Annotated in this window: 27 protein-coding genes and 1 tRNA gene; 19 read left to right on the top strand and 9 right to left on the bottom strand. The window is 54.7% G+C overall.

The features are described from left to right. Positions 1-17 precede the first annotated feature (17 nt). From GGE09_RS18585 to GGE09_RS18560, 6 genes are all read left to right on the top strand, one after another. Positions 18-94, top strand: a tRNA-Met gene (locus GGE09_RS18585). 306 nt (positions 95-400) lie between these two features. Continuing rightward, positions 401-1,324 carry a choline ABC transporter substrate-binding protein gene (choX, locus tag GGE09_RS18580; protein WP_309747684.1) on the top strand — a complete coding sequence of 308 codons (924 nt, stop codon included), beginning with the start codon at positions 401-403 and terminating at the stop codon, positions 1,322-1,324. A 53-nt stretch (positions 1,325-1,377) separates the two neighbouring features. Further along, the gene (gene choW / locus GGE09_RS18575) at positions 1,378-2,208 is read left to right on the top strand and encodes a choline ABC transporter permease subunit (protein WP_309747683.1); all 831 of its coding nucleotides are present in this window, start codon (positions 1,378-1,380) and stop codon (positions 2,206-2,208) included. After that, positions 2,205-3,257: a choline ABC transporter ATP-binding protein gene (choV, locus tag GGE09_RS18570; RefSeq protein WP_309747682.1), complete on the top strand. Its 1,053-nt coding sequence runs from the start codon at positions 2,205-2,207 to the stop codon at positions 3,255-3,257. Before choW ends, choV begins: the two co-directional genes overlap by 4 nt. A 128-nt stretch (positions 3,258-3,385) precedes the next feature. Continuing rightward, positions 3,386-4,273 carry a hypothetical protein gene (locus GGE09_RS18565; RefSeq protein WP_309747681.1) on the top strand — a complete coding sequence of 296 codons (888 nt, stop codon included), beginning with the start codon at positions 3,386-3,388 and terminating at the stop codon, positions 4,271-4,273. Positions 4,274-4,704: 431 nt separating this feature from the next. Next, positions 4,705-5,202 (top strand): hypothetical protein, encoded by a 498-nt coding sequence (locus tag GGE09_RS18560; RefSeq protein WP_309747680.1) that lies wholly within the window; start codon positions 4,705-4,707, stop codon positions 5,200-5,202. 42 nt (positions 5,203-5,244) lie between these two features. Here GGE09_RS18560 and GGE09_RS18555 read toward each other — a convergent pair whose 3' ends face one another. Beyond that, positions 5,245-5,934: a response regulator transcription factor gene (locus GGE09_RS18555; protein ID WP_309747679.1), complete on the bottom strand. Its 690-nt coding sequence runs from the start codon at positions 5,932-5,934 to the stop codon at positions 5,245-5,247. Between the two features lie 208 nt (positions 5,935-6,142). Here GGE09_RS18555 and GGE09_RS18550 point away from each other — a divergent pair, with 208 nt between their 5' ends. The 9 genes from GGE09_RS18550 (at position 6,143) to GGE09_RS18510 (ending at position 13,199) form a co-directional block, all read left to right on the top strand. Further along, complete coding sequence (locus GGE09_RS18550; protein WP_309747678.1) at positions 6,143-7,237, top strand: flagellar basal body P-ring protein FlgI; 1,095 nt, start codon at positions 6,143-6,145, stop codon at positions 7,235-7,237. Beyond that, a complete protein-coding gene (locus tag GGE09_RS18545) occupies positions 7,237-7,554 on the top strand; it encodes a rod-binding protein (protein ID WP_309747677.1) in 318 nt (105 codons plus the stop codon). Before GGE09_RS18550 ends, GGE09_RS18545 begins: the two co-directional genes overlap by 1 nt. Beyond that, complete coding sequence (locus tag GGE09_RS18540; protein ID WP_309747676.1) at positions 7,551-8,066, top strand: hypothetical protein; 516 nt, start codon at positions 7,551-7,553, stop codon at positions 8,064-8,066. Before GGE09_RS18545 ends, GGE09_RS18540 begins: the two co-directional genes overlap by 4 nt. 131 nt (positions 8,067-8,197) lie before the next feature. Next, the gene (locus GGE09_RS18535; RefSeq protein WP_309747675.1) at positions 8,198-9,139 is read left to right on the top strand and encodes a flagellin; all 942 of its coding nucleotides are present in this window, start codon (positions 8,198-8,200) and stop codon (positions 9,137-9,139) included. 242 nt (positions 9,140-9,381) lie between these two features. After that, the gene (locus GGE09_RS18530) at positions 9,382-10,317 is read left to right on the top strand and encodes a flagellin (RefSeq protein ID WP_309747674.1); all 936 of its coding nucleotides are present in this window, start codon (positions 9,382-9,384) and stop codon (positions 10,315-10,317) included. 218 nt (positions 10,318-10,535) lie between these two features. Continuing rightward, positions 10,536-11,480 carry a flagellin gene (locus tag GGE09_RS18525; protein ID WP_309747673.1) on the top strand — a complete coding sequence of 315 codons (945 nt, stop codon included), beginning with the start codon at positions 10,536-10,538 and terminating at the stop codon, positions 11,478-11,480. 98 nt (positions 11,481-11,578) lie between these two features. Next, positions 11,579-11,974 carry a flagellar biosynthesis regulator FlaF gene (locus tag GGE09_RS18520; RefSeq protein WP_309747672.1) on the top strand — a complete coding sequence of 132 codons (396 nt, stop codon included), beginning with the start codon at positions 11,579-11,581 and terminating at the stop codon, positions 11,972-11,974. After that, positions 11,974-12,396, top strand: coding sequence for a flagellar biosynthesis repressor FlbT (locus GGE09_RS18515; protein ID WP_309747671.1), 423 nt, complete (start codon positions 11,974-11,976; stop codon positions 12,394-12,396). The genes GGE09_RS18520 and GGE09_RS18515 overlap by 1 nt, the downstream gene beginning before the upstream one ends. Continuing rightward, on the top strand, positions 12,393-13,199 hold the full coding sequence (locus tag GGE09_RS18510) for a DUF1217 domain-containing protein (protein WP_309747670.1): 807 nt from the start codon (positions 12,393-12,395) through the stop codon (positions 13,197-13,199). The genes GGE09_RS18515 and GGE09_RS18510 overlap by 4 nt, the downstream gene beginning before the upstream one ends. Before the next feature lie 60 nt (positions 13,200-13,259). On the opposite strand, the gene GGE09_RS18505 is transcribed toward GGE09_RS18510, so the two are convergent. From GGE09_RS18505 to fliF, 5 genes are read right to left on the bottom strand one after another with little or no spacing between them, the layout of a single operon-like run. Next, positions 13,260-14,276 carry a flagellar motor switch protein FliG gene (locus GGE09_RS18505; protein WP_309747669.1) on the bottom strand — a complete coding sequence of 339 codons (1,017 nt, stop codon included), beginning with the start codon at positions 14,274-14,276 and terminating at the stop codon, positions 13,260-13,262. Positions 14,277-14,312: 36 nt separating this feature from the next. Further along, on the bottom strand, positions 14,313-15,176 hold the full coding sequence (gene fliP, locus GGE09_RS18500; protein WP_309747668.1) for a flagellar type III secretion system pore protein FliP: 864 nt from the start codon (positions 15,174-15,176) through the stop codon (positions 14,313-14,315). Continuing rightward, positions 15,176-15,517, bottom strand: a complete 342-nt coding sequence (locus tag GGE09_RS18495; RefSeq protein WP_309747667.1) for a FliM/FliN family flagellar motor switch protein — start codon at positions 15,515-15,517, stop codon at positions 15,176-15,178. The genes fliP and GGE09_RS18495 overlap by 1 nt, the downstream gene beginning before the upstream one ends. Beyond that, positions 15,514-16,164 (bottom strand): hypothetical protein, encoded by a 651-nt coding sequence (locus GGE09_RS18490; RefSeq protein ID WP_309747666.1) that lies wholly within the window; start codon positions 16,162-16,164, stop codon positions 15,514-15,516. Before GGE09_RS18490 ends, GGE09_RS18495 begins: the two co-directional genes overlap by 4 nt. Positions 16,165-16,167: 3 nt before the next feature. Next, positions 16,168-17,826, bottom strand: coding sequence for a flagellar basal-body MS-ring/collar protein FliF (fliF, locus tag GGE09_RS18485; protein WP_309747665.1), 1,659 nt, complete (start codon positions 17,824-17,826; stop codon positions 16,168-16,170). A gap of 215 nt (positions 17,827-18,041) precedes the next feature. Between fliF and fliL the strand changes: the two genes are divergently transcribed. From fliL to GGE09_RS18465, 4 genes are read left to right on the top strand one after another with little or no spacing between them, the layout of a single operon-like run. After that, positions 18,042-18,491 (top strand): flagellar basal body-associated FliL family protein, encoded by a 450-nt coding sequence (gene fliL / locus GGE09_RS18480; protein ID WP_309747664.1) that lies wholly within the window; start codon positions 18,042-18,044, stop codon positions 18,489-18,491. A 13-nt stretch (positions 18,492-18,504) separates the two neighbouring features. Continuing rightward, positions 18,505-19,494: a FliM/FliN family flagellar motor switch protein gene (locus GGE09_RS18475; RefSeq protein ID WP_309747663.1), complete on the top strand. Its 990-nt coding sequence runs from the start codon at positions 18,505-18,507 to the stop codon at positions 19,492-19,494. Continuing rightward, the gene (locus GGE09_RS18470) at positions 19,491-19,856 is read left to right on the top strand and encodes a hypothetical protein (RefSeq protein ID WP_309747662.1); all 366 of its coding nucleotides are present in this window, start codon (positions 19,491-19,493) and stop codon (positions 19,854-19,856) included. Before GGE09_RS18475 ends, GGE09_RS18470 begins: the two co-directional genes overlap by 4 nt. After that, positions 19,856-20,494 carry a hypothetical protein gene (locus tag GGE09_RS18465; protein WP_309747661.1) on the top strand — a complete coding sequence of 213 codons (639 nt, stop codon included), beginning with the start codon at positions 19,856-19,858 and terminating at the stop codon, positions 20,492-20,494. Before GGE09_RS18470 ends, GGE09_RS18465 begins: the two co-directional genes overlap by 1 nt. Before the next feature lie 39 nt (positions 20,495-20,533). On the opposite strand, the gene GGE09_RS18460 is transcribed toward GGE09_RS18465, so the two are convergent. Genes GGE09_RS18460 through flhA form a run of 3 tightly spaced genes read right to left on the bottom strand, consistent with a single transcriptional unit; the run spans position 20,534 to position 24,530 of the window. Further along, positions 20,534-21,664: a flagellar type III secretion system protein FlhB gene (locus tag GGE09_RS18460; RefSeq protein WP_309747660.1), complete on the bottom strand. Its 1,131-nt coding sequence runs from the start codon at positions 21,662-21,664 to the stop codon at positions 20,534-20,536. A gap of 2 nt (positions 21,665-21,666) precedes the next feature. After that, positions 21,667-22,428: a flagellar biosynthetic protein FliR gene (locus GGE09_RS18455; protein WP_309747659.1), complete on the bottom strand. Its 762-nt coding sequence runs from the start codon at positions 22,426-22,428 to the stop codon at positions 21,667-21,669. A 2-nt stretch (positions 22,429-22,430) separates the two neighbouring features. Further along, the gene (gene flhA / locus GGE09_RS18450; RefSeq protein WP_309747658.1) at positions 22,431-24,530 is read right to left on the bottom strand and encodes a flagellar biosynthesis protein FlhA; all 2,100 of its coding nucleotides are present in this window, start codon (positions 24,528-24,530) and stop codon (positions 22,431-22,433) included. Between the last annotated feature and the right edge of the window lie 10 nt (positions 24,531-24,540).

The following is a 24,540-nucleotide window of genomic DNA, read 5'->3' as shown; positions in this document are numbered from 1 at the left end:
TCACCACTCTAAACTGTCGCGGGGTGGAGCAGCCCGGTAGCTCGTCAGGCTCATAACCTGAAGGTCGTAGGTTCAAATCCTACCCCCGCAACCAAAATTACAGGTTTAGAACAGTCGCTTAATAGCCACCCTCGGGTGGCTTTTTGCGTTGCGGAACAGCCTCGGAAAAAGGCGGTATTTCTACGTGTTGAGTGTCTAATGTCCCTGAGATAGAAATGGGGTCTATAACACCACGAAGGAGACTGGGTTAACGGTTGGTATGCGGGCAGCGTGATCTTGTGGGCCTTGGTCTTTATGGCGGGTTTTGGGCTCTTAAACTGAATTCGGGTTGCCAGAAGGCTTGATTTGTTACTTACAGTTCCTTCACTTAATAACGACGAAACTAAACAGGGAGATTAAAATGGAAATTAAATCAACACTGTCCGTTCTTGCGGTTGTTGCAGCTGGGCCTGCACTGGCGGATTGCGGTACTGTTCGGTTTTCCGACGTTGGCTGGACCGACATCACGGCAACGACAGCAACCACATCCATCGTGCTTGAGGCGCTCGGGTATGAAACGACCACTGATATCTTGTCCGTTCCGATCACCTATGCGTCGATGGCGCAGGGGGATATCGACGTGTTTTTGGGCAATTGGATGCCAACGATGGAAGGCGATATCGCCAAATATCGCGAAGCTGGAACAGTTGATACAGTGCGCACGAACCTTACTGGTGCAAAATATACACTGGCCACAAACGCGGCGGGCGTTGCCGCGGGGATCACTGACTTTGCCTCTATTGCACAGGCCAAGGATGCGCTGGACGGCAATATCTACGGGATCGAAGCTGGCAATGACGGCAATCGTCTGATTCAGGATATGATCGACGCAGGTGCTTTTGATTTGACGGACTTTAACGTTGTTGAAAGTTCGGAACAGGGCATGCTGGCACAGGTTGAGCGGGCAACGGACCGTGACGAGCCAGTTGTTTTCCTGGGCTGGGAACCTCACCCCATGAATGCGAATTACGAGTTGACCTATCTGGCGGGTGGGGATGACTATTTTGGTCCTGACCTTGGCGGCGCCACAGTGGCAACCAACACCCGCGCTGGGTACGTTGCGGAATGTGCAAACACAGGTAAGTTGTTGCAAAACCTTGAATTCTCGCTTGCGATGGAAAACGAGATCATGGGCGCAATCCTGAATGATAACGCTGATCCCGAAGATGCCGCCAAAGTTTGGCTTGCAAGCAATACAGACGCTTGGACGCCTTGGCTTGACGGGGTGACAACCAAAGACGGCGGTGACGCAGTTGCCGCCGTAACGGCCGCACTGGCAGAGTAAAACACCAAAAGGGGGTCACTGGATGGCCCCCTTTTTCTGACAGGGGGACGGCAATGAATTGGCTGGCGGAAAAAAAGATTCCGATTGGAGACTGGTCGGAGATGGTCGTGGATTGGTTAAAAACCAACGGGCGTCCGGTATTTGATCTGCTCAGTGACGGGCTGAACTTGATGATTGACGGCATTATATGGTGCCTTCAAACGCCGCCGGCTTGGGCGATTGTCATTCTGTTTGTTGCTGTGACGTGGTCCTTGCAGCGATCATGGAAGGTCTGCGCTCTTGTGTTTGCCTGTCTGCTTTTTGTGATCAATCAAGGTTATTGGGACGAAACGACGGACAGTCTGGCGCTGGTGATGTCATCTTGTGTGGTCTGTATGGGGCTGGGTGTGCCCATCGGTATTTTTCTTGCCCATCGCCCAAGGGCATATCAATCGTTAAGCCCGATTTTGGACCTGATGCAGACGCTGCCTGCCTTTGTTTATCTTATCCCTGCGATTGTGTTTTTCGGCCTTGGCATGGTGCCGGGCCTGTTTGCTACGGTTATTTTTGTGCTGCCCGCGCCGATCCGGTTGACCTATCTTGGCGTGTCCACAACCCCGACGGCATTGCTTGAAGCTGCTGAGGCCTTTGGGGCCACGCCCTCACAAAAGCTGTGGAAGGTGGAATTGCCCTATGCGTTCCCGCAGATCATGGCGGGTCTTAATCAGGTCATCATGCTATCCCTGTCGATGGTGGTGATTTCGGCTTATGTGGGGGCAAACGGATTGGGCAAACCTGTGGTGCAGGCCTTGGGGCGCAATGATCCGGGGCTTGGGTTTGAATCCGGATTTGTGATTGTGGCCGTCGCGATTATGCTGGACCGTATGTTGAGGGTAAAGAAATGAGCGCAGTTGAATTCGACAATGTTTCAATCGTGTTTGGCGACGACCCTTTAACCGCCTTGCCTTTGATGGATCAGGGGCTTGAACGTGCGGAAATCCGTGAGAAAACGGATCAAATTCTGGGTGTTCACAATTGTTCGTTAAAGGTTGAGGTTGGGGAAATCCTTGTTCTGATGGGGCTTTCGGGGTCGGGGAAATCTACCCTGCTGCGGGCCGTTAACGGTCTGAACCCAGTGATCAGAGGAAACGTGCGGATCCATGACGGTGATTGGTCCTGTGATATCGGTGGCAGTTCTGCCGCGGATTTGCGGCGTGTGCGGCGCGAATGTGTGTCGATGGTATTTCAGCAATTCGGCTTGCTGCCCTGGCGCACGGTGCGCGATAATGTGGGCCTTGGGCTGGAATTGTCAGGAATGGGTAAAAGCGCGCGCAATCGGCGCGTGGATGAAGAACTTGGGCTGGTCGGTCTGGCAGACCGCGCGGATGCGCTGGTGGGGGAATTGTCAGGCGGTATGCAGCAAAGAGTGGGCCTTGCCCGCGCCTTTACCACCGATGCCCCTATTTTGTTAATGGATGAACCGTTTTCGGCACTTGATCCCCTAATCCGCAGTAAATTGCAGGATGAGTTGCTGGATTTGCAGCAGAAACGGAACCGCACAATTATCTTTGTCAGTCATGATCTTGACGAGGCCTTTAAGATCGGCAACCGCATTGCCATCATGGAAGGCGGCCGGATTGTACAATGCGGAACGCCGCGTGATATTTTTACCAACCCGGTCAATGACTATGTGTCTGAATTTGTGGCCCATATGAACCCGCTTGGGGTGCTGACCGCGCGGGATGTGATGGTTGCGGGCACGTCAGAGGGGCCGCAGGTTGATCCGGAAACACCGGTGCAGGATGTTATTCACAAAATCAAAAGCGGTGCACTTCAAGTGATGGAAAATGGAGAGGTGATCGGGCAGATAACCCGCGCTTCTATCCTTGCACGGCTGACGCCCCTTGCGCCGGAGCGTTCTGAAACCGCCCTTACCGAGGGGAAAAATGCTTAACCGACTGGATGGATTTGTGGGGTTAATGCCAAACAATTTGAACCGCAAGCCAATCGAATTTCTACGCGTTGAGTGTCTTCTTCCCCTAAGATATGAACGGGTTTTATGAATCTGCGAAAGAGCCATTAATGTCAGAACTTTCAGAATTCGCCTCCTCTCCGCAGGATACCAAAGTTTATGGGTCCGTTGGGGACGTGCCTGTGGGGACGGCCGGTCTGGTTGAGGGGCAGTATGTCTGGAAGGGGGAGGATTCCTCGCGGGTGTTCATCTTCTTTTGTGGCGCGGTGAATACCAAGCTGATCCCGATGTCGCCGATTTTCCAGCGGTGGAAATGGGTTCACAAGTTTTCACATTCGGTGGTTATTGCCCATGATCCGCTGATCCAAAATACCGGATCGCTGCAACTGGCGTGGTATACGGGCAAGCAGGACGGGCCCGGGTTTGATGATATTATTGCGGTGCCTTTGCGTCTGGCGCGGGCGTTGTCGAGCGGTGAAATCTGCGCATTCGGGTCTTCGGGCGGCGGGTTTGCGGCCCTTATGGCGGCGATGCACAATCATGTGGACAGTGCCTTGGTGATCAATCCGCAGACCAATATCCTGCGCTATTCGCCACAATTGCGCGACAAATATTTGCGAACCTATTTGCAGTCTTCCAAAGGGTTGAACCAGACGGACCATGAACGGCTGTCCATTATCGGAGCGTTGTGGCGGTATTACGATAATTGCCGGACCCATGTAGTGATCAACACGCAGGATAATGCGCATTTCAACGGGCATGTGGTGCCGTTTTACCGCGTGTCCCAGCAACAGAACCTGCAGAGTCTGACGTTCAGTTGTTATGATGATGCGAAAAACGGACATAATCCGCCATCCGAAGCCAATTCCTTATGGCTTGTGCAAAAGTGGTGGCCGCAGAGTATTACGTCTGAATATCGCGGCGCGATTCAAGGGTTGCGGTCGCTGCGAAAGTTGGAACGCAGCGATATTATGAAAAACCAGCCTCGGAAAACCTGAGCCTTAAATTTTCGGATGCCAGTGAAATAGCCTGAATGTGGCAGGGGCCTATGGCAACGGAGCTGCCCGTAAAAAACGCTGAATTCAGAATCTTCGGCGGAGAGGCGCTCGAATACTGCTAAATCTGGTGCTCATTTCACACAGTCCGCGTTTAATTTAGGCAAATGTAAGGCAGATCGGCTCTTTTGCGGGGGGCTGGGCACATTAGTCTGGCTACACATATTCAGCAGCGATAATTAGAATAAGACACCGTAAACGAGAGTCGCTTAAACCTCAAAACGCCACAGCGCGAGTGGTTGAGTCAGGCTTTGCGCGCCGCCAGTTGATCAAGGTAATGGACGAATGCCGCTTCGTTCTACACCCATACCCGCGTTGGCGCGGGGCGGATTTCGGGCCATGTCGCGTATGTATTGGAAAAGGACTGCCAGCCTATGTTGCACCAAAGTATTGAGACATTACATTGCCAAGAAATTGATCTGAGTGCCGAGAACGGGCTGGTCCGTTTCGGGCCGTTTCATCAAAGTGCTGCCCAGACGATTTGCAAAACCCTTCAAAGGTTTGATCTGACGACGGGGGCGGATGACGCCATTACCATTGTGCCGCTTGCGAACGGGTTGGCGCGGCTTGAGGTCTCGGGTGCGGGTGTGTCGGGGTATTTTGTTGAAAGTGACGGGATCGAAGCTGCCGATGAAACGCTGGATGCTTTTGTGCGGGCGGTGTGCCCGAAAAATTATCCGGTGTTTATCAAGGGGCATTATTATCCAGACGATGCCACGCGGATAAACACGATGATGACGGCCGTGCATGACGGGGTTTCCGTGAAATGGAGCAGGCTGCGCAATCGGGTGCGCAATGGCAGTTCGCTGTGCATTTCCACGCCTGACACTGCGGGGAATTTGACCATGATTGACTGTATGTTGATGGGGTGATGGCGCGGCCCCCATGTTATCGGGGGCGCGAAGAATGAACCGTTAAGGCGCGTTTAGCGCGTAACCTTGGCCTGTATAGGTTTGAATGCCGCTGCTGCCTTTGCCTGACAGGGTTTCAATCTTGCGGCGTAATTTGCAAATATGAACATCCAGCGCCTTGGCATAGGGTTGATAATCGGCCAGCGCGTAAAGCGCGTCGAACAGCACGTCGCGGTGGACGACTTTGCCAAGGTTCAGCGCGAGAATCCTGAGGATGGTTTGTTCACTGGCGGATATTTTGATCGGTTTGCCCGCAAGGTTGGGATGACGCCCATCAAGATAGACCGTTAGATCGCCAGCCTGAACCTCTTGGGTGCGCAGGCCGAATTGGCGGCGGGTCAGGGCGCGTAGACGGGCAGCGATTTCATCATAATTCAAGGTGCTGCTGACCACATCATCAGCCCCTGCATCCAAGATCCGGGCCAGATCATTTGGTGGAATATCCGTTTGTAAAATCAACAACGGGTTGGTGGAACCGGATTTGCGCAACTGGCGGGTGGTTGTCTCGGCATTTTCACCTGTGGCGAAGCCCAAAACCACCGGAAGCAAACGGGCCACATTTTCATCCAGACCGGAGGCACCGTTCAGAATTGCAGTTTTGGGAAGAACATCCACAGTGATACCATGGCGTTTCAGCTCTGTGATCAAACCCGCAGCGCGGTTCTGGTCTGGATCATGCAAAATTACCCGCATCCGGTCTCTTTCTGGAACTTGCGAAAAAATAACTATAGACTACAGTAGCAAGGTGAATGGGTTCAATATAGGGCAAATCCGCAAGAATGATTTTGCCACTGTTTTGGGTCGGATCGTTCAGGCCGAAAGGCTGGGGTGCCGATTGAATATCATCACTGAAAAAGACCCCTCGCATGGGCGAGTGGGCTCCAGAATGGATTGCAAAGTAATGCTCGTAAGGTTTTTTCTTGTTGTGTCGTTCGTTTTGGCGGCTGCGACCGCACAGGCGCAGGTCCGGCTGAAGGATATTGTCAGCTTTGAAGGGGTCCGGTCGAACCAATTGATTGGCTATGGTCTGGTGGTCGGGTTGGACGGCACGGGCGACACCATGCGCAATTCACCGTTTACGCGAAAATCCATCGAGGGCATGTTATCCCGCCTTGGCGTAGGTAATCTGAGCGATGAAGGTTTGAACACGAAAAACGTGGCAGCGGTGATGGTCACGGCGGCTTTGCCACCCTATGCGCGGCGCGGCAGTGAAATTGACATCAGCGTGGCGTCGATGGGGGATGCGGAATCCCTGCGCGGTGGCACGCTTTTGGTCACGCCGCTGTCTGGTGCGGATGGTGCGATTTATGCGGTGGGGCAGGGCGCGCTTGCGGTGGGCGGTTTTTCGGTCAGGGGGGCTGCGGCTGAGGTGACGAACGGGGTGCCTACAGTCGCGCGGATTGAAAGCGGTGCGATTGTGGAAAAAGAGATTGATTTCAATCTTTTGCAAATGGACAGCATCCGATTGGCCCTGCGCAATCCTGATTTTACTACGGCATCCCGCATTAAGGCGGTGATAAATGAACAGGTCGGCGCGGCTAATGCGGTTACGCTGGACCCCGGGACTGTTGAGGTTTCATTGAGCGGCAAGATTGATATTCCTGAACTGTTGGCGGCGCTGGAAAATCTGACGGTTCAACCGGACACCCCTGCCAAAGTGGTGATTGACGCTAAATCCGGCACGATTGTGATTGGCGCCGATGTGCGCATCGACGAGGTTGCCATCAGTCAGGGCGGTTTGACCGTCAGCGTGTCTGAAAGCGCATCCGTCAGTCAGCCTGCGCCGATTTCTATTGGCGAAACGGTCATTGTGCCGTCCACCGAGATTCAGATCGAGCGTAAAAATTCCGGCTTTGCGCTGGTGGGCGGGCAGGTTAGTCTGCGGGAAATGGTCGACGGGCTGAATGCGATCGGCATTGGTGCGCAGGAAATTATTTCGATCTTGCAGGCGATCAAAGCCTCGGGTGCGCTGCACGCAGAACTGGAGATTATCTGATGGATTTGAAACTTAATCCGCTGCATAGCCCACAAATGGGCGGGCATCAGGCCACAGGGCAAGCGAAAGAGCTGACCGACGCGCAAGAGGCACGTCAGGCGGCGATCCTGAAGGCGGCACAGGATTTTGAAGCGTCTTATTTGGGGATCACATTTTCCAGCATGCTGGCCGATGCAATGCCTGACCCCGAAGGGGGCCACGGCGAAGAAATGTTTCGCGGTGCGCTGGCAAATGCCTTGGCCAAAGAAGTGGCCGAGTCTGGTGGCGTCGGGATTGCCAGATCCATTGCCGCCCAGTTGGAAGTGTATAGTAAATGATTGGCGTCCCGCCCGCATCTGCCCTGTCCCGTCTTGGCATTCGGCTGGGGGAACGCAAGGCGCGCAGCGGTGCGGATTCCTCGGGGTTGACCCAAGAGGATGAGGATAACATCAAAGGTTTTGAGGGTGTTTTGTCAGACACGCTGGGCCTGTTGCGCCGTGAAAACAAGGCGTTGGTGGAAAAAGACATCGGCACGGTTGCGTCCTATTTTGAGGAAAAAGCCAAGCTGCTGGAATCCTTGGAACGCCGCCAACCGACGGTAGAGCCGTTTTTGACGGTGGATGTGCCATCGGTGACGCAATTGCGCAAATTGATCCGGGATCTGGCGGACCAACTGGAACTGAACGAGAAATTACTGAAAGGCATGGCCGACGCCTCGCGCACGATATTAAGTGAGATCGAGCATCTGCGCAGTCGGCAAAGTTTGAAGGGTGTTTATGACAAGACCGGCCAGTTGCGCGGCGATGTCAGTGTGCGCTCTTTGGGCAAAGGGTTTGAGCGGAAATTCTAAAAAAACCTGCCTCCGCAAAAAATGGAAACCTTTCGGAAACCTGCGCTACGCTTCTCTTGTTGGTCTGGGCAAAGCCCAACCACTGGTAGAATGACCGGTGATCACAAGCAAGAAAGCAAGGTATCGAGACAATGACTTCTATTATAACAAACTCCTCCGCAATGAATGCACTGCAGGCTTTGCGCGAAGTAAACGACAGCATGGTTACAACACAGGACCGTATTTCTTCGGGTCTGAAAGTTGGCTCTGCGAAAGACAACGCAGCATATTTTCAAATTTCTGAAACGATGAAGGGCGACAGCTCTGCATATGCTTCGATCAACGAAGGCTTGACGCTGACCAAAAACTCGGTTGCGACCGCGCGTTTGGGTGCTGAAACCATTCAAGATCTGGCACAGCAGTTCCTGGACAAAGTTGCTTTTGCCCAAGGCGCGACCGGTGGCCAAGGCGAGATCGAAAACGATCTGCTTGAACTGGTTAAACAAATGGAAACCACACTGAGCCAGTCTACCTTTAACGGGGACGACATGCTGGGTGCGGGGTCTTATGCCAATGGCGATGTGACCGGTTCTGCGGTTGCGGCTGCAACGGGTGTTCTGACAAATGGCGCCAATGGTGATGCGACTGTGGGTGTGGCCCGTGACGTTGTCACCGGCATCAGCCGCGCAGGTGGCAGCTATGCCACAACAGATATTTCTGTTGGTACATATGACATGGCAGAACAACTGTCCGACTTTAAAGCACTGGCCACCGGTTTTGCGGCTGCTGCTGAAACCGTTGCAACGGGCGCGGCCTTCCTTTCGGGTGCCTTGGCTTCAACCGAGGGTGTTGTGAACAATGTAAACGACATCGCGACCAAATTGGGTCAATCGGAAAAATCCATTGAAAACCAACAGTCCTTCCTGAACAAGCTGACCGATAATATCGACAGCGGTGTCGGGTCGATGATTGATGCGGACATGGAAGAAGAAGCAGCCCGCCTGAAGGCGTTGCAAACACAACAGCAGCTGGCAACACAAGCGCTGTCTATTGCAAACCAAGCCCCTTCTAACGTACTGAGCCTGTTCCAATAAATTCCGGTTCAGGCAGTAAATTCGACCCGATCCCGTTTAACGGGGTCGGGTTTTTTGCGTTTTGGGGCAGGGGGCTGAACCCGCGTGGGCAGAGTGCTGTACCTTGGGTTGTATTTTTTCGCGCTGATTTGAATTTGGAAACCTTCTGGAAACCTGCGCTGCGCTTCCCTTTGGGTATGGGAAAACCCTACCATCGGTAGAATGACCGGTGAAATTGAGCAAGAAAGCAAGGTATACAGACAATGACTTCCATCATTACCAACTCCTCCGCGATGAACGCACTGCAAGCATTGCGCGAAGTGAACGACAGTATGGTTACAACGCAGGACCGGATTTCTTCGGGTCTGAAAGTTGGCTCTGCGAAAGACAACGCAGCATACTTTCAGATTTCCGAAACCATGAAGGGCGACAGCTCTGCTTATGCGTCGATCAACGAAGGCCTGACATTGACCAAAAACTCGGTTGCGACCGCGCGATTGGGCAGTGAGACCATCCAAGATCTGGCCCAACAGTTTCTGGACAAAGTTGCCTTTTCCCAAGGCGCGACTGGCGGCCAAGCCGAGATCGAAAACGATCTTCTTGAGCTGGTTAAACAAATGGAAACCACGCTGAGCCAGTCTACCTTTAACGGGGACGATATGCTGGGTGCAGGGTCTTATCCTGCCAGCATCACAGCAGGTACAGTTGCAGGCGCAACAGGTGTTTTGACCTCTGCCACAAACGCAGGCGCAACAGTTGGCGATGACCGCAATGTTGTGACTGGCATCAGCCGCGCCGGTGGCACTTATGCCACGACAGATATTGTTGTTGGCACTTATGACATGGCGTCCTTGGTTGCAAACTTCTCGGCTTTGGCAACTGGCTTTGAAGCAAACGCCATTGCTGCAACGGGCGAAGCCTTTCTGGCAGGGGCCTTGGCTTCTACCGAGGGTGTTGTGAACAACGTGAACGACATCGCGACCAAACTGGGTCAATCCGAGAAGTCTGTTGAAAACCAACAGTCCTTCCTGAACAAGCTGACCGACAATATCGACAGCGGTGTCGGGTCGATGATTGATGCGGACATGGAAGAAGAAGCAGCCCGCCTGAAGGCGTTGCAAACACAACAGCAGCTGGCAACACAAGCGCTGTCTATTGCAAACCAAGCGCCGTCTAACGTGCTGAGCCTGTTCCAATAAGTTTGGAATAACCGATGAGTTTGACCTGATCCTGCATGTCGGGGTCGGGTCATTCCAAGACTTCCCTTCGGGGGTGTTCAGTGCGAGCCTTCTTCCAGATCCCCAAGATATGGAAACCCTTTGGAAACCTGCGCTGCGCTTCCCTTGAGGTCCGGGCAAAGCCCAACCACTGGTAGAATGACCGGTGATCACAAGCAAGAAAGCAAGGTAACACTACAATGACTTCTATTATCACAAACTCCTCCGCGATGAACGCACTGCAAGCATTGCGCGAAGTGAACGACAGCATGGTTACAACGCAGGACCGGATTTCTTCGGGTCTGAAAGTTGGCTCTGCGAAAGACAATGCAGCATACTTCCAGATTTCCGAAACTATGAAGGGCGACAGCTCTGCTTATGCGTCGATCAACGAAGGCCTGACACTGACCAAAAACTCGGTTGCGACCGCACGTTTGGGCAGTGAGACCATCCAGGATCTGGCCCAACAGTTTCTGGACAAAGTTGCTTTTGCCCAAGGCGCGACTGGTGGCCAAGGCGAGATCGAAAACGATCTGCTTGAACTGGTTAAACAAATGGAAACCACACTGAGCCAGTCTACCTTTAACGGGGACGACATGCTGGGTGCGGGGTCTTATGCTGCAGGTGATGTAACCGGCCCGACCATTGATGCAACAGACGGCAGCATCACAACAGCTGCGTCGAACGCTGACACAACTGTTGGTGTGGCACGTGATGTTGTGACCGGCATCAGCCGTGCGGGTGGGTCGTATGCCACAACAGATATTTCTGTTGGCACATATGATCTGGCGTCACGGGTTTCGGATTTCAAAGCACTGGCGACAAACTTTGAAACCAATGCCACTAACGTTCTGACAGGCGCCGCTTTCCTTGCAGGTGCTTTGGGCACCTCTGAGGGTGTTGTGGATAGCGTGAATGACGTTGCAACAAAACTGGGTCAATCCGAGAAATCCATCGAAAACCAGCAATCCTTCCTGAACAAGCTGACCGATAATATCGACAGCGGTGTCGGGTCGATGATTGATGCGGACATGGAAGAAGAAGCCGCCCGTCTGAAAGCGTTGCAAACACAACAGCAGCTGGCAACACAAGCGCTGTCCATTGCAAACCAAGCGCCGTCTAACGTGCTGAGCCTGTTCCAATAATCGCGTTTGGCGGTTATTAAAATACTTGTCCGACCCTGATATACGGGGTCGGGCAGCCCCAACATAAATCTCATAAAACCACCAGAAGGTGAAACCCCATGAGCCTATCCGCTTATAAGCAAACCCTGAAAACCACTGAACCGCCCCGGTCTATGGAGCGCCGCATTCTAAACCAGTTGAATGCGCGACTGAGCCTTCATCAGGCCGCCTATGACGCCACTCCCGAAGGGGGCGCGCGTCTTGGAATTCTTGCCGGGGGGCTGCGCGAAGCCTTGCATGACAATGTTAGTCTTTGGATGGAATTCAAAACCGATCTAAGCAATCCAGGCAACACATTGCCCGCAGAAATGCGCGCCAATCTGCTGTCTTTGGCGATTTATGTGGAACGTCAGACGGGTCTGGTTCTGAAAGGTCAGGGCACAATCAAAGCGCTGATTGATGTGAATACTCCGATTATCGAGGCCTTGCAGGGTCAAAGTACGGAGGTGGCATAATGGGTCTGGTTCTGAAAGTTAAAGTTGGCGACAGGCTTGTGGTCAACGGCGCCGTCTTGCGCAATGCGGGCCGCAATCAGATGATGATTGAGGTGGAAAACCAGTCTGACGTGCTGCGCGCCGAAGAAATTTTTTCAGAATCTATGGCCAGCACACCAGTGCGGCGTTTGTGCCATCAGATCCAGATTGCGATGGTCAGCCGTGAATCCCGTGGGGAATTGATTCCGCGCATTCATGCCGCGCTGGACGAGCTTGAATCCGCTTTGGGAAAAAGCCAAGGTCAGGTTCTGCGCGACGTGCGTGTGCAGGTTGAAAAGACCAATCTATACGGGGCCTATCGCTTGTTGTTACCAGTGATCACCTATGAAGACGAGTTGTTGGCGATGGCGTCCGATGATGAACCCGAAGGGATTGCATCATGATTTCTACCAGTGGGCTGTCCCCTTTTGTTGGCATCAGTCTGGTGCGTGAAAATCGGGATATGTTCGAAGCGGACGTGCAGCGGGACCCCACATCAAAACGGGAAATCGACGCGTTTCGCGAACGGATCAGCAGTATCGGCACAATCGACGAATTGGTCGAAGACTATCAGGTTTTCAGCTTTGTGATGAAATCCTTCGGTCTGGAAAACGAAATCTATGCCAAGGCGATGATGAAAGAGATCATCACCTCTGACACAGAGGACAGTTCTTCGCTGGTGAACAAGCTGACAGATTCCAGCTACACCGAGATCAACACAGAGCTGGGCTTTTCCACCGACGGGATTGCGGGCGAGAATTTTCTGGATGCGGACTGGATTGACGGGATGGTCGCGCGCTACACCGACCAGCGCCTGATTGACACCCAGTCTGACGAAAACGAAAGCGTCGGTCTGGCGCTGACGTTTGAGCAGAAAATCGGGGCGATGGACAATTGGTACAAAGTGCTTGCGGATGAGGAAATGACCAGTTTCTTCACCACGGCCTTTGGCCTGCCGGATGAATTTGACAACGCCAATATCGACGCGAAAAAGGCGATGTTTGAAAAGCGGATGTCGATTGAGGATCTGCAAGACCCAGAGGTTCAGGAACGGTTGATCCGCCAGTTTTCGGCTTTTGCAGATGTGATCGAAAGCCAGCAGACCCAAAGCGCGGCGGTCACATTGTTAAGCAGCGGCACCAGCTATACTGAGGTCACAATCGACATCGAAATGATTCAGGGCTTTTCGGGATCGAAGTATCTGTAAGCTGCCTGTTCGGGGGCATAAACGGCCCCCGTCCAAGGTTTTTCCAGTTTAAATCGGGGATTAATCCTCAATCATTTCATCGTCGGTGCTGGGCAACCGGATGATTTCCTGACTGACCAGATCATTGGTGATGTCGATCAATGCGGATTGGGCCTCGCGGGTTTCGCGGGCGCGCACGGGTCCCATTTCTTTCATTTCGGTTTCCAGCATATCGCGCATCCGCTGGGTCAGGGCGGCCATAAACGCCTGTCTGACCTCGGCTTTGGCGCCGCGCAGAGCCAACGCAAGTGTGTTGCCCTCGGCCAGACGCATGATCCGTTGCAAGGCGGCACCGTCCAGTTTGACCATATCGTCGAAGGTGAACATCTTCTTTTTGATCTCTTCCAGTTCTGCGGGAATGCGTTGTTCCAGATCGTTGGAAAGACCTTCAAACGCGCCTGCGTCCATTTTGTTGAACATATCGGCCAGACGCTGGTGGGGATCGACGTTGGATTTGCGGGTGGCCGCGCTGAGGAAATCTGACACGATCACCGCTTCAAGGTTATCCACCACTTGCCGTGACAGGGTGCCAAGGCCGATCATGCGGGTGGTGATTTCCGCCATCCGCTCTGCGCCAAACAGGGGCAGAACGCGGGCAGAAACGGCGGGTTTCATGCGGGACATGATCGCAGCCACCGTTTGGTCATGTTCGCCTGCCAGCCAAGTGGCGATGGTCTGTTCATTGACCGCCGCAAAAGCGTCCCAGACGTTCTGGCCATGGGCGGGCGAGCGTAGATCGCCCATAATATCTGACACCGCTTCGTCGGTCAAAAAACCTGCAAGCATCCGTTCGGCGATCTGAACAGAGCCTTCAACGCCAGCGCCACCTGACACGGTTTCGGAAAAATCGCGGATCACGTTTTCGACCACGTCGGCAGGGATGGTGCCCAGTCGCGACATGGCTTGGATCACCGCCTGAATTTCCGAACGGGCCATTTTTTTCATGATCGCAGAGCCGCGCTCCTCGCCAATGCACAAGAACAAGACGGCGGCTTTTTCGACGCCCGTAAGCGCGATTTCTTCGATGGCAAGTTGCATGGATTTAACGCTCCATAAAGTCAGGTCAGTGCCAGATTAACCGGCGGCATAAGATTGGATCAGTGAACCGGCAAGGCGATACCAGCCATCAATCGCGACGAAAAAGATCACTTTGAAGGGCAGTGAAATCAAAACAGGGGATAGCATCATCATACCTGCGCCCATCAGGATGGCGGCGACAATCAGGTCGATGGCAAGGAAGGGGACGAAGATCAAAAAGCCGATGGTAAAGGCCCGTTGCAATTCGGAAATCATAAAGGCGGGCACCAGAACGGACCATGCCACTTCGGAACGATCCGCGGGCAGGGCGCTCAGCCCGTCTGTGTTCAAATCTTCAAGCGGGGTGGACGGTGTAGCTGTGCCGTTCTGGACGGAAAAACCCTGGAACAGGGCCAAATCCTTGTCGCGGGTGTTGCGGGCCATGAAGCGGTGAAACGGGGCGGCGATCCGTTCAACCGCTTGTTCTTCGGTGATGGAGCCTGCGATCAGGGGGGAAAGCCCGTTGTCCCAACTGTCTTGGAAAACGGGCTGCATGGTGAAAAACGTCAGGAACAGCGCCAGCGAGGTTATCACCATATTTGGGGGGGATTGGTTCAGGCCAAGGGCCATGCGCAGGATCGACAGCACAATCACAAACCGCGTGAAAGAGGTCATCACCACCAGCAGGCCCGGGGCCACTGACAGGATGGTCAGCAGGCCGAACATTTGCAGCAGGCGGCCTGATAACTCTCCGCTTTCAGACCCTTCGGGGTTGAGCGTGTTGGCAAGGTCTCCGATCAATGATCCCACGCCTGCGTCCTGGGCCGAAGCCGAGGCGGCGCCAAGCGTCAGGGCAAGGCCCAAAACACAGAGCGCCGCAGCAGTTTGTGGAGCAATCAGGGAAAGCCTGCCTGTTGGCATTAACGGCGCTCCGACACGTGGTCTTTGACGATTTCCGTAAGGTTTATACCCAGCCCGCCATCGCCGACTTTGACCAGATCGCCGCGCGCCACCAGACGGTCGTTGATCATCACGTCCAAGGGCTGGCCGATGCGTTTGTCCAGTTCCACCACAGACCCGCGGGTCAGGGACAACAGTTGTGCTACGGGCATACGGGTTTGGCCCAATACCACCTGAACCTCTAGCGACACATTCATCATCGCATTGACGCTTTGCCCGTTTTCACCCCGTTGTTCGGGGGGAAGCTTGTCGATCTCTTCGGCGGCGAGGTCGTTTAGAATGCTGCGTGGTTCGTCAGTCATAATAATTTTCCAGATGATTTCGGGTCAGGTTTTGAGGTTCTGAGAAGCAGCAGGATGTCCCCGCACATATTGTCGAAGTTATATTCTGAGCGCCCGCTTTCCCAACTGGCCTGCACGGCGGCGGGGTTCAGTTTGGGGTCTTCGACAACCTTCAGATCAACCTCTGTGCCTGAAGGGCGGGCAAATTCCTGTGCCAGAAAGCCATAGCCTGCGGGCACGCGCACTTCGAGCCAGGGGCTGCCCAAGGCGCGGCGTGAAATATGGACCAATTCGGCGGCGATCCGGTCGCGACCGAAGACTGCGACGAAATCGGGGAATAATTTTTCGCAAAAGTCCCGCATGAAAGAGGTCATTTCCCGTTCAAGGGCGGCGCAATATGTGCCGTGGTCTTCCAGCAGTTTGTCGATTGTGGGCGCAAGGGTTTCAATCATCTGGGTGCGGCGCATCTCGGCGTTTTCTAGCATGGCGGCCTCGCCTGCCTTATAGCCTTCATCGCGGGCTTGGGCGGTGGCTTGTTCCACGGCGGCCTTGATGGCGGCGTCCAGTTCCTCGCGGGTGAAGCTTTCTTCGCGGATTTCGGCCAGCACAGCTTCTTCGCGATCTTCCTCGTCAAAATCGGGCAGGCTCAGGATGCTTTTTACGGTCATGGATCAGCCTTTCTGATTGATCCAGACCCGGATCGTGCGCAACGAGCTTTCGGGGTCTGTTTCGATCAGCTTGTTCAAACCGTCAATATGGCGGCGCATGACATTGCCGGACACAGAGGCGATGGAGACAAATTCTTCTTCGATTTCGTCAGGTTCGTCGGGTTGGTCTGACGGGTCTGTGCCATCTTCTGTGGAGGCAGACTCGGGGGATGCCCCACCCGCTTCGCCCTTGCCAGTGCCGCTGCCATTGGCGCCTGTGGCGATGTCTGACTCGGCCCCTTCGTTGAGGGCGTCTTGGGTCAGTTTGAAGGCGCGCATCAGGGGGCGGATGCCAAAGAGTAGCAGTAAGCCCACCAACACAATCGCTGACAAAGAGCGCAGGATGGAACCGAAGTTCATCGCAAAGACGTCCATCAGGCCGGTGCCGCCGAAATCTATTTGGGACGGGTCACCAACCGCAAAGCGCATGCTTTCGACTGTGACAAGATCGCCCCTCTCCTCGCTGATACCAGCGGCGGAATTGGCCAAGGCGGTCAGGCGCGCGATGTCTTCGGCGGTGCGGGGTAGATATTCGCCTTCCTCGTCCCACGTGCCGTTCACCACAACCGCAACGGTCAGGCGTTTGATCGCGCCGGGTTCGCGGGTGGTTTCCGAACGGGTGCTGCCGATTTCAAAGGCGGTTTCATCGCGGCTGGATGTGCTGCGTTCCGAACGGGATCCGGCGCCGCCGCCATTTTCAAGACCGGGGATGTTGTTGGCCACATCCACTGTGCCATTGGCCCCGTCCGAAGTTTCGGTCTGGTCGGTGACAGACACCACCGAGCGGGGCACCTGTTGGTCGGCGTCAAAAGATTCCTGCACTACGATTTCGCGCGAGGTATCCAGATCGGCGGTGACACGGACGCGGACGTTTTCGGCCCCCACATGGGCGGCAAGGATGCTTTCTACATTGCGGCGCAGGCGTTCTTCAACCTCGGTTCTTGCGGAATTCAGGCCAGCGCTTTCAGAGATGTCTTCTTCGCTAAGGATTGCCTGACCTGATCCGTTCAGGATGGTCACGTGATCGGGCGACAGGCGTGGCACGGCGGCGGCCACAAGGCTGCGGATTGCAAGGGCCTGACTGCGGTCAAGCGGTGCAGTGCGACGGGCGTGGATCACAACCGAGGCTGACGCATCGGGGCGTTCCTGGGAAAAGGTTTCGCGGTCGGGCAGCACCAAATGGACGCGGGCTTTTTCAACGTTGCGGATGGTTTCGATGGATCGGGCCAACTCGCCCTCTAGGGCGCGCAACCGGTTGATCTGCTGCAAGAAGCTGTTCATGCCCAGACCCGAGCTTTGGTCAAACAATTCCCATCCGGCGTTACCTTCAGGGGGCAGGCCTGCTTGGGCCAGTGCCATGCGGGCTTGGGCAATTTCGTTATCGGGCAGGGATAGCATGGTGCCGTCGGATGAAATCTTTGGAGAGAACCCTGCCTTTTCCAGTTCTGCCACCATCCGAGAGGCATCCGAGGCGCTGGCATCCATGACCAATGGGCGATAGTTGGGTGTTATCGCAACGCTTAACCCGATCAGGAGGGCAGCGGTCAGGCCGACAGCAGTCGCCCCCATGAGGATAAGACGCCTACGCCCCAACCCCTTCAGGTTCTCGATCAATTTGTCCACAGTATTACTGACTTATCCGGTGCTGTCACATGTGCGAATTTATGCGAGACTATTCGGTCTGGAATATGGCCACAAGATAATTATTCGCAAAAACGCAGCGCAGGTTCGCTTCCCTTTGTGTTTCAGGTGCGGTAAGTTGTGCGAAAAAATAACCGCATTGGAGTAAGCCGTTCATGACTGATTCAACATCGGCCACCGTTAAAAGCGGCCGAAGCATGAAACTTATTGCGGTTTTGATTGTGCTGGCCTTTGTTTTGGGCGTTGGGGCAGGGGTTTATGCCTTTACATTGCTGGCCCCGTCCACAGAGCACACGGCCGAAGCCGAAGTGGTTCATGATGCCGAAAAGGTTAATATGGTGCAGGTGGACATCGGTCGGATCACCCTGTCCCTGAAAGATAGAAACAGCGATATCCAGCGGCATCTTTTGATTAACCCGATTGTCATGTTAGAAGAAACCGATGCCGAGGAAGGTCTGAGCGCAGACGAAATTCGCGCTTTGCTGCGGGATGGATTCGTTGAATACCTGTCGCAGCTTTCGGTGCGCGATGTGTCGGGCAGCGCGGGCATGAGCATTGTGCGCGACGAGTTGAAACGGCGCGCGGCGGCACGGCTCGAAGATCGTATCGTATCGCGTGTTTTGTTCCAAGATTTCGTGATCCAGTAACGAAAGAATAGCCATGCAAGCGAAGACACCGGATTTACAGCAGAGCGACTCGGAAATGACCCGCTCGGTGCAGGAAGAGCTGATCTCCCAAGCTTCGGCTGGTATTGCCGAGTTGCCCATGCTGGACATCATTTTTTCGCGAATGGCGGTATCGCTGGTTTCGGCTTTCAAATCTAAAGCCGCCTTCATGTGTGATATTTCTTTTGACGAGGTGGTGTATCGCAACTGGGAAGACGTCGTGGCCGATGTGGACAAGTTCGGAATCTGCGCCAGCGTAGAGGCAAAGCCTTGGGGCGGTACCATGTCGGTTATGCTGGACAGTGCGCTGATCTTTTCGGCGCTTGAGGTTCAGATGGGCGGCAAACCCCGCCCCGGCACCGCGCCGCAACGGCCCGTTTCAGTAATCGAACGGCAGATTGCGCGGTATTTGGTGGATATGATTTTGGCGGATCTGTCGACCAATATGTCCCGCCTGACCGAAGCAAGCTTTCTGGTGGACACAATGGAAGTGCCCCAACAGATGCCTGCCCTGCAAGGGGGCAAAACCCCCTGTGCGGTTGCGAAAATGACCGTGGATATTGGCGACTGTACGGGCAGTTTTTCGATCATCATCCCGATGCCCACGTTGGAACCCGTACAAGACAAGCTGTCCAAGATGTTTCTTGGCGACAAGCTGGGTGGTGATAAGTCGTGGCGCGAACATATATTGAGCAATATCAATGGGTCGAGCGTCAAAGTCACAGCGCGGGTGCATCAATTAAGCATCCCGCTGGTGGATATTCTAGCTTGGAAACCGGGCACGACAATTGATCTGGGCGTGTCTGACGACAAGGAAATCTCGATTATTTGTTCGGGTATTCCGGTGTTTCAGGGCTATGCAGGCAAGCACCGCGGCGGGCGTATCGGCTTTCGGGTCATGCGCGAAGTGGAGGGCGATGACCTGAACCCCGCCGAGGCTGAGGCCCTTGGAATTCAACCCGCAGAAGCAGAGGTAAATTCATGATTGGCAACGGAATAGTCGACGCAGTTTTTCTGGTGCTTTTGGTGACGCTGGGCGTTTATGTGTTCCGCTTGAACCGCAAAATTGACCAACTGCGCACCGCCCTTTTGGAAGTTGGCCCCAGTTTGCAGGCATACGAAGGGGCGATCACGACCCATAAGGAAAGCATGAGCAGTTTCAGCGAAAGTCTTGGGCCGCTGCAAACCCTGACCGCGTTGAGCGAGGTCAGCGCACCGGATGACGGCGGCGCAGAATTTGACGCAAAAGCAAGAGTTGATGGCGAAATAAGTGGCGGAGTAGAAGGCGAAACAACGGATGATCTGTCCCGCGTGTTTTACGGGACTTTCGGAAAAGAGGTTAAGTAATGGCCAAAAAACTGACCGTTGCGCTTGTGGCCATCACTGCCCTTGCCAGTGTGAAGGGTGCGGCTGTGCTTGACACGTTAAGCGCCTTTACGGCCAGTCCTGTTTATGCCGAAGAGCCTGCAGAAACGGACGCGCCGCCGATCTCTGAAATGGACCCGATCAAAGAGAGTCAGACTGCAAAAGAAAGCCCCGTTGAAGCCGCCCCCGTCACCCCGCGTGAGTTGTTGGTGGCGATTGAAATGGAGCGGGAAAAACTGAACGAATGGCAGAACCGTTTGGAAGAACAAGAAGCCACGTTATCTCTGGCGCAAAGCACGCTGGATGCAAAGGCGGTGGAATTGCGGGCATTGAAAGACGAGTTGGACCTGCTGCTAAGTCGGTCTGTGCGTGAAAACACCGAAGATGTGGCCCGCCTTGTGGCGATCTATAAAGCAATGAAGCCGGTTCAGGCCGCAACGATCATGAATGACGCGGGGATCGAGGTTGCGGTTCTGGTGCTGTCGGCAATGGAGCCGCGCAATTCAGGCCCGATTATCGCGCTGATGCAGCCCATTCGGGCGCGGGCGATTTCAAAGATTATTCTGGAACGGTCCCGTTTGCCGGGGGATCAGCGCTTGGTTAACGTCACGCTGGATTAGACCAACGTTTCTTTTTTCGCAAATGTTTCGGAGGGTGGTTTATTCATCCTCTAGACTGCGCAAGCTGGTGCCCTTGGGCGGTTTGCGCCGCACCTTTCGTTTCAGATCCAACACGAATGACACAAGCTGTGCCACCTCGGCCCAATGGGCCTCTGGGATGGTGCGATCATATTCGCAAGTGGCATGCAGCGCGCGGGCGAGGTCGCGGCTTTCGATCACCGGAACTTCGTGTTCATAGGCCAGCTTGCGAATGTTTGCCGCGATCAGATCGGTGCCTTTGGCCACGCAAACAGGGGCGGTATCCTTGCCCCGTTCATAGCGTAGAGCAACGGCGTAATGGGTCGGGTTGGTGACTACCAAAGTGGCCGTTGGCACCGCCTTTTTGATCCGCAACCGCGCGCGCTGGCGTCGGATCATATCGCGTTTGGCCTTGATCAGGGGATCGCCCTCGGCATCTTTGTGATCGTCTTTGACCTCTTTCATCGACATGCGTTGTTTCTGGGCGTGGCTGTAGCGTTTCCAAGCGATGTCCGCCAGTGTGATCGGGATCATCAAAAGCACGATCCAAGCCAGCATTAAGGTTGCCTCTTTGCCAATCATCGCAGGCAGATATTCGGGCAGCATGACTGCCCCCGGCATCATGGTGTCTATCACGTTATAGGCAATGGTCCCCACCAGTGCGCCGACCAGAATAAGTTTGATAAAACTTTTGCCGAATTCCACCAGATTGTTGACGCCGGCCAGACGTTTAATCCCTGCCAATGGGGATATCTTGTTGAATTTTGGCGTTATTCTTTCGGTTGAAACCACAAACGGCCCTTGCAGTACACCGGAAATAACGGCCGCTGCCAGCATGATCCCCAGCACCCCAAGCGCGATCATCGCCACCTGTTTCAGCGGAGCCATAAGCACGGTGCGCAGGTCGTGAATGGCGGTCATCCCCGTACTGATATCCAGCGAGGCGGGCAGGTCAAACAGGTCGCCAAGGGAACTGGCGCCAGTGGCGGCGTATTTTGGCAGATACATCCCGATCGCAACCAGCAAAGCACCATAGATCAGCAGGTGTCCCGCCTCTTTGGAAATCGGCACATCGCCTTTTTCCCGCGCCTTTCTAAGCTTCTGCTCGGTGGCTTCCTCGGTCTTGGAGCCGTCGTCTTCTGGTTCTGCCATGGCTAGCGCACCAAGGTTTCGAACCAGATGGCGAATTGTTCATTCTGGTAGGTTAAGATGGCAGGAACCGTGATCGACAGCAGGGCAAACCCCGCGATAATCAACCCCGGAGAGGCGACAAAAAACACCTGCATGGCAGGCATCACGCGGTTGGCCAGCCCCATGCCGAGGTTCAAAAGCAGGCTGAGCGCAAAGAAAGGCGCGCCGATGGCGGCAGCGATGTAAAAGGCCGATGATCCGATCCGCACAATCTGTTCGGTCAGATCGCCGATCATCACCTGACCGGGTGGCAGGATTGCATAGGATCGCATCAGCCCTGTCAGAATAACATGATGGGTGTTGGTCAGGAAAATGCAGGCCACAGCGCCAAAGGTCAGCAAGGTTGATATGGTCGACCCACTTTCCGGGCTGCCCTGATACGGCGCAAGCGAGTTGCTAAGCCCTGCGGCAAAGCCGATCACAGCGCCCAAAATGTGAAAGGCTGCCATAAACAGCCGCGCACCGACACCGATGAAAACACCGATCAGGACTTCGAGTGCCAGCAGTAGCACAAAGACTGCTGTGTCTTTGGGGACTTGTAACATGGGCAGCGCGGGCATTAGGGCGATGGAAATAGCGATGCCAAAAGAGATTTTGGCGCGGGGCGGGATGTGGGTGTCACCAAAGCCCGGAATCAACAGCGCAGCCGTGCCGATGCGGGCGAAAATCAACGCGACCATATAGACCCAGCCCTCGGCCAATTGCGCGATAAGCGACCCGCCCATGCTTACTCGCCAATCTGCGAGACGGTCTTTAACTTGGCCTTCCAGTGGATTTCCGAGAAGGACAAAATCGGCGTCATCGGCGCGATGCGTTCCAGCATAGAGCGGATAATCGGGCGGTATTCGGGGCTAACCACCAAGGCGGGCCATTCATCGCGGGCGGCGTAGATTTGCAGAACCGCCCGTGCGGCGCGGCCGAATTCCTGAACCTTGGCGGGGGGCATAGTGCAGATGGTTTCGTCGCCCTGAATTTTGACGGTGCTGACAAATTCCTGTTCCCATGATGCGCCAAGCGTGACCGTTTGGATAAACCCGTCCGCGCCCTCTTGGGATTTGCAGATTTGTGCAGACAGGGCTTTGCGCACCTGTTCGGCCACCAAAGTGGCATTTGTGGTGATGGTTGAGGCCTCGGCGATGGATTCTGCGATCAGGGGGAGGTTGCGGATCGACACACGTTCGGACAGCAATTTGCGCAGCACGTTGCGGAACAAAATGACAGGGGTAGGGCTGGAGATATCCTGAATAAGTTTGCGATATGCTGGATCTAGCCCGCTCATCAATTCCCGCGCCACGCCGTAGGTCATCATTTCGGGCATGTTTTCTTTCAGCGTTTCGGTCAGATGGGTGACGATGACGCTTTCAGGGTCAACCACGGTGAAACCCGCCGCCTCGGCCTCGGGGGCGGAGGCGGTGTCGATCCAGATGGCGGGCAGGCCAAAGGTGGGTTCTTTTACCCGCTCACCCGTCAGTGCGGTGGCCTCTCCTGCGGGGTCAATCACCAGACGACTGCCCGGGCGTAATTCACCATTGGCGACCTCAACCCCTTGAACCTTAACCACATATCCCTTGTTGTTGGAAATATCGCCGTCCTTGATCCGCACTGGTGGCAGCAGGAAACCATATTCGGTCTGGAACATTTCGCGCAGGCTTTTGATCTTGCCCGGCAGGGCGGCGCTGTCGCTGTTGAGCATCACAATCAGGCTGCGGCCCATTTCAAGGGTTACGGTGTCGATGCCTGCGGTGGACTCGGGTTCTGCGGCCTCTTGGCTGGCGGCTTTGATCTGTTCGTTGGCGGCTTCGGCCTGTTCGCTGCGCTGTGTATCGCGGGAGAATAATCCGATTGCAGCCAGAGCCGCCGAAACAATTGCGAAAAGGAAGAAGGGAAAGCCCGGCAGCAGGCCCATCAAAAAGGTCAGCGCGCTGGCCACGAACATGGCCTTGGGGTTGGCAGACAGTTGCGAGGTGACGGCTTCGTTTGCGGCACCCTCGGTCGCGCCTTTGGTGACGATCATGCCAGCGGCGATAGATACAATCAGGGCGGGGATCTGGGTCACAAGCCCATCACCGATGGTTAAAACCGTGAAATTATGCAGCGCGTCGCCCACATTCATGCCGTGGCGGGTGATGCCGATCAGGATGCCGCCGACCACATTGATCAAGGTGATGATGATGCCTGCAACCGCGTCGCCGCGTACAAATTTCGCAGCCCCGTCCATGGCGCCGAAAAAGCCGCTTTCGTCTTCGACCTCTTTGCGGCGCTGGCGGGCTTCTTGTTCGTTGATCATGCCCGCGCCAAGGTCTGCGTCGATGGCCATCTGCTTGCCCGGCATCGCATCAAGGGAGAACCGTGCGGCGACCTCGGCGATGCGGGTGGAGCCTTTGGTGATGACGATGAAATTGATCGCAACCAAGATGCAGAACATCACGGTGCCGATCACATAATCCCCACCAACGACGAAATCGGCAATGCCCTGAATAACGTTGCCCGCGGCGTCTGTTCCGGTTTGACCTTCGGACAGGATCAACCGCGAGGAGGCCACGTTCAGCGACAGCCGCATCATGGTGACGATCAACAAAAGCGTGGGGAAGCTGCTGAATTCAAGGGGTTTTTTGACCCAAAGCGCCACCATCAGAACCAGCACAGAAATTGATATGGACAGGGCCAGACCGATATCCAGCAAGACTGCTGGCAGGGGTACGAACAGGATGGCCAGAACCGTACAAATCGCAATCGCAAAGGTGATGTCCCGATGCTGGGACATGATCCCCATCCGTGCGGAAAGAGTGTCAAGGACAGTCGGCTTTTGCCGGTCTGCTTGTGCCATGGACGGGACT

The sequence above is a fragment of the Roseobacter sp. N2S genome, assembly GCF_031454055.1.
In the GTDB taxonomy this organism is placed as follows: Bacteria; Pseudomonadota; Alphaproteobacteria; order Rhodobacterales; family Rhodobacteraceae; genus Amylibacter.
The sequence above is the reverse complement of the archived record's forward strand: the minus strand, read 5'-3'. Positions and strand labels throughout refer to the sequence as shown.